13 protein-coding genes are annotated in these 14,868 nt (G+C 64.9%); 1 reads left to right on the forward strand and 12 read right to left on the reverse strand.

Features of this window, described 5'->3' with window-relative positions; all coding sequences use genetic code 11:
- Nucleotides 1-9: 9 nt before the first annotated feature.
- The 9 genes from ACFWO8_RS16940 to ACFWO8_RS16980 form a co-directional block, all read right to left on the reverse strand.
- A complete protein-coding gene (locus ACFWO8_RS16940) occupies nucleotides 10-747 on the reverse strand; it encodes a hypothetical protein (protein WP_378951249.1) in 738 nt (245 codons plus the stop codon).
- A gap of 151 nt (nucleotides 748-898) precedes the next feature.
- Nucleotides 899-1,693, reverse strand: coding sequence for a CbbQ/NirQ/NorQ/GpvN family protein (locus tag ACFWO8_RS16945; protein WP_378951252.1), 795 nt, complete (start codon nucleotides 1,691-1,693; stop codon nucleotides 899-901).
- Nucleotides 1,690-3,213, reverse strand: a complete 1,524-nt coding sequence (locus tag ACFWO8_RS16950; RefSeq protein ID WP_378951255.1) for a nitric oxide reductase activation protein NorD — start codon at nucleotides 3,211-3,213, stop codon at nucleotides 1,690-1,692. The genes ACFWO8_RS16945 and ACFWO8_RS16950 overlap by 4 nt, the downstream gene beginning before the upstream one ends.
- Before the next feature lie 190 nt (nucleotides 3,214-3,403).
- Complete coding sequence (locus ACFWO8_RS16955) at nucleotides 3,404-4,012, reverse strand: TetR/AcrR family transcriptional regulator (protein ID WP_378951258.1); 609 nt, start codon at nucleotides 4,010-4,012, stop codon at nucleotides 3,404-3,406.
- Nucleotides 4,013-4,346: 334 nt separating this feature from the next.
- Nucleotides 4,347-5,342: a DUF3068 domain-containing protein gene (locus ACFWO8_RS16960; RefSeq protein WP_378951261.1), complete on the reverse strand. Its 996-nt coding sequence runs from the start codon at nucleotides 5,340-5,342 to the stop codon at nucleotides 4,347-4,349.
- 260 nt (nucleotides 5,343-5,602) lie between these two features.
- Complete coding sequence (locus ACFWO8_RS16965) at nucleotides 5,603-6,373, reverse strand: SDR family oxidoreductase (protein WP_378951264.1); 771 nt, start codon at nucleotides 6,371-6,373, stop codon at nucleotides 5,603-5,605.
- A gap of 48 nt (nucleotides 6,374-6,421) precedes the next feature.
- Nucleotides 6,422-7,183 (reverse strand): crotonase/enoyl-CoA hydratase family protein, encoded by a 762-nt coding sequence (locus ACFWO8_RS16970; RefSeq protein WP_378951267.1) that lies wholly within the window; start codon nucleotides 7,181-7,183, stop codon nucleotides 6,422-6,424.
- 29 nt (nucleotides 7,184-7,212) lie between these two features.
- The gene (locus ACFWO8_RS16975; RefSeq protein WP_378951270.1) at nucleotides 7,213-8,394 is read right to left on the reverse strand and encodes a thiolase family protein; all 1,182 of its coding nucleotides are present in this window, start codon (nucleotides 8,392-8,394) and stop codon (nucleotides 7,213-7,215) included.
- Nucleotides 8,395-8,475: 81 nt separating this feature from the next.
- A complete protein-coding gene (locus ACFWO8_RS16980) occupies nucleotides 8,476-9,705 on the reverse strand; it encodes a cytochrome P450 (protein WP_378951274.1) in 1,230 nt (409 codons plus the stop codon).
- Nucleotides 9,706-9,872: 167 nt separating this feature from the next.
- Between ACFWO8_RS16980 and ACFWO8_RS16985 the strand changes: the two genes are divergently transcribed.
- Nucleotides 9,873-10,658 carry an SDR family oxidoreductase gene (locus tag ACFWO8_RS16985; protein ID WP_378951277.1) on the forward strand — a complete coding sequence of 262 codons (786 nt, stop codon included), beginning with the start codon at nucleotides 9,873-9,875 and terminating at the stop codon, nucleotides 10,656-10,658.
- A 125-nt stretch (nucleotides 10,659-10,783) separates the two neighbouring features.
- Here ACFWO8_RS16985 and ACFWO8_RS16990 read toward each other — a convergent pair whose 3' ends face one another.
- From ACFWO8_RS16990 to ACFWO8_RS17000, 3 genes are all read right to left on the reverse strand, one after another.
- Nucleotides 10,784-12,454, reverse strand: coding sequence for an acyl-CoA synthetase (locus ACFWO8_RS16990; protein WP_378951280.1), 1,671 nt, complete (start codon nucleotides 12,452-12,454; stop codon nucleotides 10,784-10,786).
- An 81-nt stretch (nucleotides 12,455-12,535) separates the two neighbouring features.
- Complete coding sequence (locus tag ACFWO8_RS16995; protein WP_378951283.1) at nucleotides 12,536-14,047, reverse strand: coniferyl aldehyde dehydrogenase; 1,512 nt, start codon at nucleotides 14,045-14,047, stop codon at nucleotides 12,536-12,538.
- A 144-nt stretch (nucleotides 14,048-14,191) separates the two neighbouring features.
- The gene (locus tag ACFWO8_RS17000) at nucleotides 14,192-14,866 is read right to left on the reverse strand and encodes a hypothetical protein (RefSeq protein ID WP_378951286.1); all 675 of its coding nucleotides are present in this window, start codon (nucleotides 14,864-14,866) and stop codon (nucleotides 14,192-14,194) included.
- Nucleotides 14,867-14,868 lie beyond the last annotated feature (2 nt).

Raw genomic sequence — 14,868 nt, forward strand, 5'->3', positions numbered from 1 at the left:
GAACCGCGGTCAGTCGGCGAATATCTCGCGATTGACCGTATGCAGATAGGGGATTGCCAGGAATGGCGTGATGTAGAAGATGTCGTAGAGCCACCAGCCGAACACCGGCAGCACGACACCGTCGAAGCGGATATCGGCGTACACGGTCATATTCACGATGTAGCCGACCCAGATGACCACACCGAACCAGCAGGTGACCGTCAGCCACTGATGACCCCACCGCTTCATCTGCAGGAAGGCGATCGCGGCGGCGATCCGCATCGGGAAGACGACGAGCACACAGGCGATTTCCCAGCCCTTCTCGCCAGGCGCACCCGACCCGCCGATCCACAGCTCGTTGTAGTGCCACCAGTAGCCACCGTCGAAGAAATTGCCCCAGGCGGTGAAGAAGACCCGCGTGACCAAGGTGTGGCTGGCGAAAACGTCGAGCACCCAGCCGACACTGTTGAGGAAGGCGTCGAGAATGACGAGATACCCGATCAGCGTGACGATGAGCGGGCGCACGGATAATCCTTCTCGCTGCGCTCGGCGCTGCAGCCACACGCCGCGCAGAAAGACCGGCAGACCCACCAGGCCCAAGATGTAGGTGCCCATCAGTGCCGTACCCGCGGTGAGCCAGATATCGGCGCGTCGCTGACTCGCCCGGCTTTCCGCTTCGTGCTCGTCATAGCTTCCGGCGGTCCGGATATCCGCGCTCGGTGGATTCGCCGATCCGGTGCGGCGCTTGACAAATGTCGGCAAATTCACGATTTTCTCCTACCAGTCACTGTTCATCAACATCTGCACCTGGATGAGGAACATCAGCAGCAGAAACCCATAGATGGTGATTTGGAAGACGATCAGCGCACGCTTACGTCTACGGTCTTGCTCGTTCATGAGAGCGTTCTCCTCGAGGTGATCACACGGGTTCTTCGTCGGCGAGCAAGCCGGCGGTGGCGATCTGGCGCAGGCCGTCTCCGATGGCGGCGTCGGTGCTCAGCGGCGCCAGCACACAGGCCTGCACCGCGTCGATTTCGCGCGCGCCTGCGACGATGAGCCGGGCCGCCGCCACCAGCACGCGTGTCGACGGTGGCTCGAAGTGGAATATCTCGTCCGCGCCGCGAATAGTGTTCGCGCAGTGGACCAGTCGCGTCGCAACGGCCGGATCGACGCCAGATTCCGTCACCACCACCTCGGCTTCCCGATCGGGCGGCAGGTAGTCCATGGTGATGGTGACGAACCGCTGTCGAAATGACGGTTTCAGAACCTTGAGTGAACTGCGGTAGGCCGGGTTGTAGGAACAGACGAGCATGAACGATTCGGGAGCCTCCACGACTTCGCCCGCGCGGTCGAGGAACAGTGCGCGCCGATGGTCAGCGAGCGAATGCAGCACGGCCAGTGAATCGTGGCGCGCCTCGATCACCTCGTCCAGATAGCAGATGGCGCCGTCCTTCACGGCCCTGGTGAGTGGTCCGTCGTTCCAGACCACGTCACCGCCGGTGACGAGCAGCCGCCCGACCAGGTCCGAGCTGGTGATGTCGTCATGGCAGCTGATGGTGACCACCGGGCGACCGAGCAGCGAGCCCATGTGCTCGACGAATCGCGTTTTGCCACACCCGGTCGGCCCGGTGAGCATGACCGGAAGGCGCTGCTGGAACGCTCGTTCGAACAGTTCGACCTCGCCGCCGCCGGCGAAATAGGAATCAGATGTCATAGGTCGACCAACTCTCGGTGAATATGTGCGAGAACGCGGGGAAGTTCCTCCACCCGCCGAATGCGTTGCGAGCGTGTGGGTCCGAATACCTCGGGCAGTGGATCGACGCGAACCGGGCCGATGCCGATGTAGTAGACGGCGATCCCGGCCGCGACGGCCTCCTCGACGGCATGTGCCACATCGGCCCACGCGTAGCGGCCCTCGTACCCTTCGTCGGAGATTAGGCCGTCGCCGATGATGATGAGCTGGCGACGCTGCGCGGGTTGTTCGAGCAGCCGACCGGTCAGGTGCCGCAGGGGCGCGCCGAGGCGGGTGTAGCCACCGGCCATCAGCCCGAGACCGCCGACATCGACGAAGGTCCGGTCGTCGAAGTCCTTCAGGCACCGGACTTCCACGCGGTGGCGGGTATTGCCGGTGAACACGAAGATCCCGTGCCGTTCCCTGGCGACCGTCATGGCCCGGGAGAGGGCGTCGGCGCAGGCCAGTTCCAACCGGAAGGTCGCGCCGCCGTTGATGCCGAGCGAGGAGCTGCCGTCGAGCAGCACAGCGGTCGTGACATCGCGGGTGCTGGGCAGCAGTTCACGAAACACCCGCGGCTGCGGCGTCGCGCCGACCTGCGTGTCGACGTAATGACTGATGTAGCGGTCGATGTCGATGTCGGACCCGTCCACCAGGCCGCCGCGCATGGAACGGTGGGTGAGTTCCTCGAACCAGCGACGCACCTCGGGCGAGGCAGGCGCGATCGGGCTCGACGAGGTGGGTTGGCGGCGTTCCATGACCGCGACGTGGTCGCGCAGAAAACTCATCGTCCACTGGTTCCACTCCGGGTACGGAATCCCCGCGCGTTGATCGGCGCGGATCTCGATGTCCTCGTTCTCGGGTCGGCTCGGTGGTGGCATGTTCGAGGCCCGGCTGCCGCCTTCACCACCGACCGGTACCGACCAGACGCGGTAGCTGTCGCTGCGATTGGATGTCCATGGCATACGGCCGTATATCCGCCGCGCCGCCATAGCCATGCGACTGCGCGGCGGCGCGGCCAGTGGCAGACTCCCGAGCAACGGATACTCCCCCAGCGCCCGCGGCGACCGTGCGAGGGCGACGGCGCGCTCGATGATGTCGTCGCCGGGCAGGTCGGGATCGGTGAACTCGAGTGCCGGCAGCCACCGGCGCAGTTCGGGCACCAGTCCGGGAAACCGATCGGCCACCCAGGTCGCAGCGACGTCACCCTCGACGATCGAGAGCGCACCGCGCTCACGCGGTGACAACTCGTGCAGCAGATACTGCGCTATCCGGTCTTTGGAAGGCGAACACTGCAGTGCGACACCGCAGGTCATGGCGATGCGGTTCCAGTCGGCCGATGGCGGATACGGCACGTGCACGAAGTTGAGCCCAGGGCTCAGGCCGAAGCCGCGTCGCTCGCCGGTCACCAGGCGGACGCCTTGGCGGCGTCGGCCCGACAGCGCAACCGCCGTCACCGCGTAGCTGCGCTCGATCGACGCCGCGGGCCCGGTCGCGGTCATCCTGGATCTCCGCGGGTATACGCGGACGCACGAACAGCACCCATGATCAGAATGTCCCGATATTGCTCAGGATCCAGTACCAGAACGCGATGATGAGCAGCACCGCGCCCCAGGCGAGGGCAAGTCGGACGATGTCGAGCAGCATGATCGGGATTCCCTATCTGTCGGCGAATGGTGGGTTGCGTCATGGTCATCGGGGCTCCAGGCTCCGCAGGGTCGCCGTCACGTAGTCGGCCAGCGCCGCTGTGCGGACGGCTTTCGAGCCGCTCGTGGTGGTGAGCAGGGCGTAGAGACCGAGTAGGAAGAACACGGCGCTGTGGTAGGACTGGACGACGAGTTGGGCTTGCCCGCGCGCGGCGGCCTGTTCGATCTCCACGGCGACCAGTCCGATCACGGAATGTTCCCGCCAGGTCTCGTCCAATGGCCGCGTCGGCGAGAAGTGCACGGCGAGTAGATCTTTGAACAACTTGCTGCCAAGGCGCCGTTCCATCGCCGAGACCAACCGGACGACTTTCGCCAGTACGTCCGCCAGATCGTGCGGCGTACGGAGGTACCGTTCGAGCTCTCCGGCGATGCGCGCCTCCTCGCGCTGCTCGAGTTCGAGGAGCACGTGTTCCTTGGTCGGGAAGTGGAAGTAGAAGGTCCCGCGTGCCACGCCCGCGTCCTCGACGATCGTCGCGATGTCGGCCTCGGCCGCGCCGGCTCTACCGAATTCCGCAACCGCCGCATCGAGCACTCGCTTCCGTGTGAGTAGACGCTGCGCCTGTCGTCCCTGGGGCTTGTCCTGAATTTCGCTCATGCCGCGAGCTAACTCCCGTCATTGACTCGCGTCAATCAGGCGCGCAATGAGGCACGGCGAGATTCGCCAGAGCCCTTGTCCTGCTTGCTGATCGAGTCAGCTCGGGTGAATCCCGGCTGGTCATCGACCGCATGACCCAATACTGACACATGTCATTGAAATCCGTCAATAGATTTGGGGATCGCGAACCGGCGGTGCACGAACACCCGGCCACACCCACCGAAAGCACCCCAGGGCGACATACCGGAAGGCATACTGCATTCATGCGAATGCGGCTCCCCGGCGGAGACAGTGCCGGGGAGCGCATGTGCGGCAGGGATGTTGCCGGACGCGGCTATCCGGCGCGGTGACGAACCCTCGTGAGGACGGCGGTACCGACGAGCAGCAGCCCCACCACAGCCAGACCGATCGGCAGCCACACGAAGAGCCACCGGATCAGCTGACGACCGTCCTTCGCATCACCGAGCAGGGCGTCGAGGGTGGGCTGGTCGAATCGGAGCTCCCCGGCGAACGCGGTCACCTGGTGCGGATTGTCCGCGGTCTGCGCGTAGTAGATCCGCGGGCTGGTCACCAGGTCGACGGTCGCACCGGTAGTCGGCTCCACCCACATATCGCGGACATTGGCGTAGTACTGGTTCATCGTCACCATGTCCATGCCGCCCGGCAGGCCCCATTTCGCCGCGGGCAAGGTCAGTTGGGTCTGCTGCGTGATGCCCACAGTCTTGGTCATATCCACCGGCGGCAATTCGGAGCGGAAGTGATACAGCCGCATCCCGTCGATGCTGCGGTCGTCGTCGATGTAGCGCGCCGTAGTCGGCGCGTGCGCCATCAGTTCGTAGAATCGGTGATCCGATTTCTGTACATCAGGGGTGAACGAGAACAGCGTCCCGATGCGGGCAGGCTCCTCCGCCGGCGGAGCGGGCGGGCCCGTCCACGTCGGTACCGGTTCGGCCCCGACCAGATAATTCTGCCGGTCGACCTGCACGACATCGGTCGAGTTGATGAATACCGCGGAGTCTCCGGCGACGTCGCTGCGTGCCCCGAGGAGACTGCCATGGATCACGGCCGACGAATTGTCGGCCGATTCGGCCAGCGTCGTTCGCGCGGTAATGGATACCGGGACATCCCTCGATGTCCGCACCGGTGTCGCCGAGAGGAAACTCGACCGATCGATCAACTCACCCCTACCGACAACAACGGTGGTCTGGTCCAGCTCGTCCGGTAGACCGATGACCGAATCCCGTACGAATGTCGGTAGCAATGCGGCGGCAACGAGAAAGGAAACTCCCGTAACGCCTGCCGCGATCCCGGTAAATGACCTCTTTGTCATGAAATCCTCTATCCCTGGCGGAGATGTCGTGGCACCCGATTTTTTCGTTCATGGATGACCACTGTGATCCAACACACTGAAGATAGTTCAACAGTTGGCCTCACGGGATAGATTGCGATAAGTATTCCGATATCGATTCGAACGCGGCCGCGCGGGCCGTGTCCGAGTCGAAACCCACTCGAACAGCCGACGACCGCCGCCCCGTAATTCGGAGCGGCGGTCATCGACGGCTATCCGTCACGACGAGAAAAGCGCCGGAACTACTTCGGCTGAAAACGCTGCCCGCCGTCGATACGAATGACTTCACCGTTGATATACGGATTCTCGAGCAGATGCTGAGCCAGCAACGCGTATTCGGCCGGTGCGCCCAGCCGCTTCGGGAACGGCACCGCCGCAGCGAATTTCGCGAGCTTCTCCTCACCGAGGAAATCCATGATCGGGGTGTGCATCGTTCCCGGAGCGATGCTGTTCACCCGGATGCCGACAGCGCTGAGGTCGCGGGCGCCGGTCAGGGTCAACGAGATCACGCCACCCTTGGCCGCCGCGTAGGCCGACTGACCGATCTGGCCCTCGTACCCGGCGATGGAGCTGGTCATGACAATCGCGCCACGCTCGCCGCTGTCCTTCGGCTCGAGCTTCGCGATCTTCGCCGCCGCGAGCCGAAGCACGTTGTAGGTGCCCGTCAGATACAGCGCGATGGTGTCGGTGAAGCCCTTCAACGTGTGCGGTGTGCCGTCCCGGTTGACGACCTTCTCCAGCACACCGAACCCACCGTGGGCGATCACCGCGTAGCGCAGCGTGCCGAGTTCGTCGGCCGCCGCGAACGCTTCCTCGATCGTCGAATCGTCCAGCACGTCGGTGCGCACATAGACGGCCTTGTTGCCCAGCTCCTCGGCCAGTGCCTTGCCCTTGTCGTCGTTGACATCGGCGATCACCACGGCCGCGCCTTCGGCGTGCAGCCTGCGCACCGCCGCGTCACCCAGCCCACCGGCACCACCGGTCACCAGTACTACTTCACCTTCGAACGACACTGCGTCTCCTCACTTGATGGGTTGATGGTGGACGGGCAGCTCACTGCCTCACTTGCCCGTCCAGTTGGGGGTTCGCTTCTCGGCGAACGCTTTCGCGCCTTCCTGCGCGTCCTGCGTGCCGAAAACCGGGGCGATGAGCTCGAGCTGCTTGCGCCACATCTCGCCGGTGCTCCACTCGGCCGCCTTGACGATGACCTCCTTGGTCACCGCGACCGCGATCGGTCCGTTGGCCGTGATCCGTTCGGCCAGAGCCAATGCCCGGTCCAGCGCTTCCCCCGGTTCGGCTACTTCGTTGACGAAGCCCCACGCGGCGGCGTCCTCTGCCGTGAAACTGTCACCGGTCAGGGCCAATTCGAGTGCTTTCTGGTACGGAATGCGCTGCGGCAGCCGCAACAGCGCACCGCCGCCCGCCACCAGACCGCGTTTGACCTCGGGAACCCCGAACCGCGCGGTCTTGGAGGCGACGACCAGATCTGTAGCCAGGACCAGTTCGGTGCCGCCGGCCAGCGCGTAGCCTTCGACGGCGGCGATGATCGGCTTGGCCGGTGGCTTCTCGGTGAATCCGAGGCCTTTACCGGCGACATACGGGTACTCCCCTGCCGCGAAGGCCTTCAGATCCATTCCGGCGCTGAAGTTTCCGCCGCTGCCGGTCAGGACCGCGACGGACAGCTCGGGACTTTCGTCGAGCTCGTCGACGGCGTCGGCGAGTCCCTGACTGACCGCGAGATTGATCGCGTTGCGCGCGTCCGGCCGGTTGATCGTGATCACCAGCGTTCGCCCGCGCCGTTCCACTAGCACTGCGTCCGACACAGATATCTCCATTCTCTCGGTGAAAGCACTCAGACTTCGATGACGAGGGCGCCGCCCATACCGCCACCCGCGCACATCGCCGCGACGCCGATACCGCCGCCGCGACGCCGGAGCTCGTAGATCAGGGTCGCCACCTGGCGGGCACCCGAGGCCGAGATCGGATGGCCGAGGCTGCATCCGCTGCCGGAGAAGTTCACCCGCTCCTCGTCGATGCCGTGCGCGCGGCACGCGGCGATCGGCACCGAGGCGAAGGCTTCGTTGATCTCCCACAGCGCCACGTCATCGACGGTCAGTCCCGCACGGTCGAGCACCTTGCCGATCACGTTCACCGCGGCGATGCCGTTATCCGCGGGCGTCACACCCACGTTCGCCCAAGCTCGCACTGTCGCGAGAACATCCAGGCCCGCACTCGCCGCATAGTCGTCCGCGGTCACCGTCACCGCGGCGGCGGCGTCGTTGATGCCGCTGCTGTTACCCGCGGTGATCGAGAACCCCTCGATCTCGGGATGCAGAACGGGCAGCGCCGCCAACCGCTCGGCGGTCGTCTCCCGGCGCGGATGCTCGTCGACTGCGAAATCGAGCACCGAGCCGTCGGGCTGGGCGACCTTCAACGGCAGGATCTCGTCGGTGAACTTGCCCTCGTCGATCGCCGCGACAGCCCGCTGATGCGACCGCAATGCCCAGTCGTCCATTTCCTGACGGCTGATCCCGACCTTCTTGGCGGTGTTCCAGCCGACCGTGATCGCCATATCCATCGTGGGCGCGTCCGGGGTCTCCGGGTGTGACGGCGGGATCCACGGTTCCTTGAATTCGAGCTCGGGCCCGGACCCGGGCACCCGCCACTTCATCAGCGGAGCCGTCGACAGCGATTGCACACCGCCGGCCACGATCACCCGCTCCATTCCGACGCCGATGTGCGCGGCCGCGTTGGCGATGGAGGTGAGGCTGCCCGCGCAATGGCGATTCACCGCTTGGCCGGGCACATTCAGCATTCCCGCGGCCACGGCCGCGTGCCGCGCGAGGTCGCCGCCGCCGTAGTTCAGTTCGGCGAAGATGACATCGTCGACGTGGGTCGGGTCGATGCCCGAGCGGCGAACGGCCTCGGTGAGGATCTCGATGGCGAGTGTCTCCGACGCCACGTTCACGAGCGCACCCTTGAACGATCGCGCGATCGCGGTGCGGACCGCACTGACAATGACTGGTGTGGGCATGTCTCTCAACCTCTGAGTTCCGGCTGCACCCATCGATGCGGCCTGGTGTGTAGTGCGATGAATTACAGGTCGTGTATTCGGTCAGTCGATGGTGAAGCGGATCGGCAAATGCTTCAAACCACCCACGAAAGTCGTTGCCGTCAACTCCGGCTCGCCCGCCAACTCGATCGACTTCAAGCGCGGCAACAACTCTCCCAGGAACTTGCCGATCTCCATCCGAGCCAAGCCCGCACCGAGACAGAAGTGCACGCCGTAACCGAACGCCACATGCTTGTTCGGCTCACGCCCGATGTCGAAGCGGAACGGATCTTCGAAAACGTCCTCGTCACGATTCGCCGACGCGTACGACAACAACAACGAATCACCCGCCGGAATAGACACCCCGTTGACGACCGAATCCTCAGCGGCAGTTCGCATGAACGCCTTCACCGGTGTCACCCACCGAATGATCTCTTCGACTGCGCCCGGCATCAGACCCGGATCAGAACGCAAACGATCGAGCTGGTCAGGGTGCTCGATCAACGCCCGCAGACCACCCGAGATACTGCTACTCGTCGTATCGTGGCCCGCCGTGGCGATGATGGCGTAGTACGAAACAATGTCCACATCCGACAGTGGCTCACCGTCGATCTTCGCGTTCGCGATCATCGACGCCAGATCATCGGTCGGATTCGCCCGCCGCGATTCCGTCAATGCCTGGAAGAACGTGAACATCTCCACCAACGCGTTCATCGCCTCATCCGGTGGCGTCGACCGCTTCAACTCGTCATCATCAGAACCCACGAGTTCCTGGGTCAGCTTCAGCATCAGCGGAAAATCCGACTCCGGTACCCCGAGCAGCGACATGATCACGTACAGCGGGAAATTCACCGCGATCTCGGACACGAAATCGCACTCACCCCCCGTATCCCGCATCCGATCCACGTACCGCTTGGCGAGCTCCTCGATCCGGACCCCCATCGCCTTCATCGCCTTGGGCCCGAACCAATCCGCCGCGATCGCACGCACCACCCGATGCTGCGGATCATCCATGTGAATCAGCGTCCGGATCCCCACCGCGGCCTGCATCTCGTCCGACTTCGCGGTCATCAACACCGGACGCGGCCAGTTCGTGAACCGGCGATTCGCCCGCTCCACCGCCATCACATCGGCGTGCTTGGTAATCGCCCAGAACGGTTCGTAACCGGCGACTTCCGCCCGCGCGACCGGCTTCTCCGCTCGCAACGCGGCCAACGCGGCATGCAACCGCGGCTCATCGGCATAGGCGGCCGGATCCGCCAGAACGTTCGCGGCCTCATCAACGATCGGCATCCCTATCAGCACCTTTTCCCGTTCCGAGCTGGTAACCCAGCAATCCACCACACCGCACGCACCCGCGCAGATGGCGTTGTCTCGACCTCAAGACTGATTTATAGTTACCCTTACTGTCAAGCTTTCTGTAACAGATGCCGTATTGGGCATCGGAACGGTGGAAACCCATGGTCGCCCAGCAACGCAGGATCGTCGTCGTCGGAGCAGGGTCCGGCATCGGAGCGGCGACGGCGACGCACTTCCACGAGCAGGGGGACCACGTACTCGCGGTCGATCTGCACGCGAACGACACACCGGCCACCCAGCACGAACAGTGCGACCTGCGCGACGCGAGCGACATCGCGGCCCTGCTGGACCGCATCGGTGCCGACTGGGATGCGCTGGCCTACGTCGCGGGCGTGCCGGGCACCGCATCGGCGGCCGATGTCCTCGGGGTGAACTACCTCGGCATGCGGCTGTTCACCACCGGAATGCTGCCGCTGCTGCGTCAGGGCGGCGCGATCGTCACCGTGGCCTCGGTCGCCGCTCTCGGCTGGCAGCAACGGATCGACGATCTCGCGGGCTTGCTGGCCGCGACCGACGCCGATGCCGTGGCGCAGTGGCAGGCGACGCAGGACCCGGCCTATCCCGTCTACAGCACCTCGAAGCAGGCGTCGATCATCTTCGCCAAGCGCCTGGCGCCGACCGCTTGGCAGAAGTACGGCATCCGGGTCAACTCCGTGAGTCCCGGTCCCACCGAGACACCGATTCTCACCGATTTCGAAGCGTCGATGGGCAAGGAAGTCCTCGACTCGGTCAAGGCCACCGTCGGCAGGCACGCGAGGGTCGCCGACATCGTGCCGGTGATCGCGTTCCTCGCCGGCCCTGACTCCCGCTGGGTCAACGCCCAGGACATTCACGTCGATGGTGGATTCGTGGCCCCGTTGACCGTCGGCCCGGCCATCGGACTCTGAACCGTTCCCACTCGCCCGTACGGCGCCACAACTCATAGCGCCGTACGGGCGGCACGTTCGGAAACAGGCGTCATGCCGAAACCCCGGACGCCACATCGAGATCGGTGCCGCCCGAGGTCGTTCGATCAGAGTTCGGCGACAGCCTGTTCACGAGCCCAGCGATAGTCCGCTTTCCCCGCGGGACTGCGACTGATCGTGGAGCGGAAGACCACCGCCTTGGGCAGCTTGTAGCGGGCGAGCGACTGCGCGGCATGGCCGACCAGCTCATCGAAATCCACGGTCGCGTCTTCCACCAGTTCCACGACCGCCACGACCTCCTGACCCCACCGCTCGTTCGGACGCCCGACAACCAACACATCAGCGACCGCGGGATGAGAAACGATCGCCGACTCGACCTCTTCCGCGAAGATCTTCTCGCCGCCGGAGTTGATGGTGACGGCGTCGCGACCGAGCAGCTCGATCGTCCCGTTCTCGAGGTGGCGCGCACGATCACCGGGCAGCACGAAGCGCACGCCGTCGATGACGGGGAAGGTCGCCGCGGTCTTGGCCGCGTCACCCTTGTAGCCCAGCGGGGTGAACTGACGTTTCGCGAGCCAACCGAGACCGGCGTGGCCGGCTTGGAGGACAGTGCTGAGATCCTCGGCGACGACCCTGGTGTCCAGACCCGCGGAGAACGTTCCGGTCGAGACGAAGCCCGCCGCCGAGACATGGTGCAGCTGGGTTCCGGTTTCCGAAGATCCGACACCATCGAGCACCACCAAACCCGGCACCGCTTCGATCCATTGCTGCTTGACCTGCGGCGTGAGTACCGCTCCACCATTGGCGAGCGCGGCCAGCGACGACACATCGGCGATCTTCGACTCCACCGCGGCGAGCAACGGTCTGGCCATGGCGTCACCCACCACGATGGCGATCGCGACTCGTTCGCGCTCGATCGTCCGCACGATCTCGGGCCCGTCGATCCGATCCACCACCGGGGAGAACACAATGGATTGACCGGTGGTCATGGCGGTGAGCACCGCCCACTGCGCCGCGCCGTGGATCAGCGGCGGCAACAGCATGAGTTTGACGCCGGGGTTCGCGGCGGCCCGCGCACCGATCTCTTCGTAGGAGTTCACCTGCGTGCCGGTGTTGATGTCACGCCCGCCGCACGCTGCCATGTAGATGTCGTGCTGGCGCCACAGCACGCCCTTCGGCATCCCGGTGGTGCCGCCGGTGTAGAGCACATAGAGATCGTCCGGTGAGGCTGTCACCGGCAGCACCACAGGTTCCGTTGTGGCGATGATCGTTTCGTAGTCGACGGCACCGTCGAGCAGATCGTTTCCGGAGTCGTCGGCGATCTGGATGAGGACCCGCAGATGCGGCAACTCGGACCGAATCTCGGCCACCCGCGGCGCGAAGGTCGCGTGGTAGACCAGTGCTGTGGCGCCTGCGTCGGCCAGCAGATGCTGGAGTTCGCTCTTGACGTAGCGGTAGTTCACGTTGAAAGGCGCGACGCGCGCGCGAAACGCCCCGATCAAACTCTCGACATACTCGTTGCCGTTGTAGGCGTAGATGCCGAGCAGGTCCTGGCCGACCTCATGCGGTTCGAGCTCGGAACGTTCGGTGTGACAACCCAGCCCCTGCGCATGCAGGTAGGCAGCGAGCCGCCGGGACCGTTCGGCCACCTGCGCATAGGTGTGGCGGCGGTCGCCCTGGATGATGATGTCGCGATCCGGGAGCGCCGCGGCGGCGGCGTCGGCAGCGCCGACGAGAGTCAATTGCGTCGAGTCGGACCCGGTCGCGGAAGGGGACAACGTAACTCCTCAGTGATCGTTCGCAAGCGCTCACGCGCCCGAAAATTGTGGTGGAAGAAGTGGATTGAACGGCTTCTGTGGCTAGCGTCGCGGCAGGCGTCCGCGCACCCGGCGCTGAGAGCGCCAGCGCGCGGCCCGCAACGCGAGATCGATGAATTTCGCCGTCCGGAGATCGAAGGGCGGCGCCGCTATCCCGGTGATCGCGAACGGGAGATCGGTCCCCGCCACCGTGCGCAGGTGACTGAACGTGTCGAACCCGGTCTTCCCGTGATAGGCACCCATCCCGCTGTGCCCGACACCACCGAACGGCGCGTTCTCGGAGAACATGTGGATCGCGAACTCATTGCGCGCGATCCCGCCGCTGCGGGTGCCCTCGACGAACCTGCGGAAGTCCTTGCGGTCCGGGCCGAACCAGTAGGCGACCAACGGCGAAGGCCGCGCGTTGACGTAGTCGATGACATCGGCGAGGTCCGCGTAGGGCCTGATCAATAGGACCGGACCGAAGATCTCCTCGGTCGCGATACGCATGTCGTCGCCGACGTCACGGATGAGCGTGGGCGCGATCTTTCGCGCAACCGGATCGGGCAGTTCCTCACCCGCCGGTGCGAGCGATTCCACCCTGGCACCGCGAGCTCTGGCATCGGCTACGAGGGCTAGCACGCGGTCGTAGTTGGCGGCGTCGACCGAGGCCGTGTAGTCGTCGTTGTCCAGGATCGTGGGGAACATCGCGCGCAGTTCGGCACGCAGGCGGTCGACAAAGCGGTCGATCTCGGCTTCCGGAACGAATACGTAATCGGGACAGACGCAGACCTGTCCACCGTTGACCATTCTGGCGCGGGCAACCCGGTTCGCGGCACGGTCGATGTCGGCGTCGGGCGCGACCACGACGGGATTCTTTCCGCCGAGTTCGAGGGTCACCGGGACCAGGTTCTCGGCCGCGGCTCGCTGCACGAGACGCCCGACTCCGGTCGAACCGGTGAAGAAGAGGTGGTCCAGCGGCAGCCGGGTGAAGGCGGCACCGATGTCGGGTCCGCCGGTCACCACCGCGAGTTCGTCCTGGTGGAAATATCGCGCGGCCAGCGAACGGGTCAATTCGGCGGTGTGCGAGGTGATCTCCGACATCTTGATCATCACGCGGTTGCCCGCGGCGAAGGCCGACGCCGCGGGCACCACGACCAGCTGCAGCGGGAAGTTCCACGGGCCGATGATGCCGACGACCCCGAGGGGTGCGGGATGGACTTCGGTGCGGATGCCGTACAGGCGTGCGAGCCGGTTCGGGCGCACCGGTCGCATCCAGCGCTCGGTGTGTGAGCGGGTGTGCTCGAATGCGGTGAGCATCCCCATGATCTCGGCGAATAGCGTCCCGGTCCGCGAGCGGGTGCCGAAATCGCGTGACATCGCATCGACGAAGTCGTCGATATTGTCCAGGACCATGGCCAGCAGCCGGTCGATCCGATCGCGCCGGACTGCCGCCGACGCCGGACCCTCGCGCAGGAAGGCCTGCCGTTGCCGGGCCAGAATCGCGACCAGCTCGTCCGGATCTGTTGTTTCGCCGGTTCGACCGGCCTCACTGAACCCGACAACCTGTGACATCCGCGCCCTCCGCACTCACATCGAACCCGCCGCCGCCTTCGCCAGGGAGGTCAACAACCGATATCGTTCCAGTAATACCAACTGTAACAGTGTCAGCTCTGCCCGAACAGTGTTTGTGCAGCGTTCGATGTGACCCGCACAGGGTCAGGGCAGCGACACCCGACTCGCGAGCCAGCGACCATCGACGAGTTCCATCGTCATCATCACCCGGCTGCGGTCCACCCGGGGATCGGGCGAGGCTGTGTTGGTCACCGTCTGGTCGACGAACAGGATGGCCTCGACCTTCGTCGCGGTCGCCGACTTCACCGCCGCGTCGAGCACCGTGCCCTTGCCGGTCGCCTTGTTCTCCAGCAGCAGCTGACGCAACTGCCCGCTGGAGCGCGTGTAGGTGTCCTTGAACTCCCCGGTCGACCCGTCGAGCACTGCGGTGAAGTCACGATCGAGATTGCCGGAGTCGACGCTGGTCAATGTGACCGCATACGCTCTGGCCGCCTCGAGTCCGGCCGCGGCCGCGGCGTCGGTGTCGTTCTCCTGCTTCAGTTTCCATCCGAGAATCGCCGCGGTGACGACGGCCACCACGGCTACCAGCGCCAGCAGTGGAATGCGGATCTTCTTCCAGATCAACGCCGCGATCATCCGACGGATCGCCCATTTGGACGGCATCACGAATTCGGGCTCAGCCGCCGGGGTCGCCGAATCATCGACGGACGGGTCCACGGGCTCGCCCGAGCTCTTCTCCACCGAGACAGCTGCCACAGTGGCTGTTTCGACGGGCTCGTCGGTGGTCGTGGTATCGGTGGGGTCGGTCTTGGGATTCATCA

This window comes from Nocardia sp. NPDC058480 (assembly GCF_042720495.1).
GTDB lineage: Bacteria > Actinomycetota > Actinomycetes > Mycobacteriales > Mycobacteriaceae > Nocardia.

Bases quoted from the DNA above. Each gene is read 5' to 3' on its own strand.
- ACFWO8_RS16945 (WP_378951252.1), bottom strand. From the start codon at position 1,693: ATGACATCTGATTCCTATTTCGCCGGCGGCGGCGAGGTCGAACTGTTC.
- ACFWO8_RS16950 (WP_378951255.1), bottom strand. From the start codon at position 3,213: ATGACCGCGACCGGGCCCGCGGCGTCGATCGAGCGCAGCTACGCGGTG.
- ACFWO8_RS16955 (WP_378951258.1), bottom strand. From the start codon at position 4,012: ATGAGCGAAATTCAGGACAAGCCCCAGGGACGACAGGCGCAGCGTCTA.
- ACFWO8_RS16960 (WP_378951261.1), bottom strand. From the start codon at position 5,342: ATGACAAAGAGGTCATTTACCGGGATCGCGGCAGGCGTTACGGGAGTT.
- ACFWO8_RS16975 (WP_378951270.1), bottom strand. From the start codon at position 8,394: ATGCCCACACCAGTCATTGTCAGTGCGGTCCGCACCGCGATCGCGCGA.
- ACFWO8_RS16980 (WP_378951274.1), bottom strand. From the start codon at position 9,705: ATGCCGATCGTTGATGAGGCCGCGAACGTTCTGGCGGATCCGGCCGCC.
- ACFWO8_RS16985 (WP_378951277.1), top strand. From the start codon at position 9,873: ATGGTCGCCCAGCAACGCAGGATCGTCGTCGTCGGAGCAGGGTCCGGC.
- ACFWO8_RS16995 (WP_378951283.1), bottom strand. From the start codon at position 14,047: ATGTCACAGGTTGTCGGGTTCAGTGAGGCCGGTCGAACCGGCGAAACA.
- ACFWO8_RS17000 (WP_378951286.1), bottom strand. From the start codon at position 14,866: ATGAATCCCAAGACCGACCCCACCGATACCACGACCACCGACGAGCCC.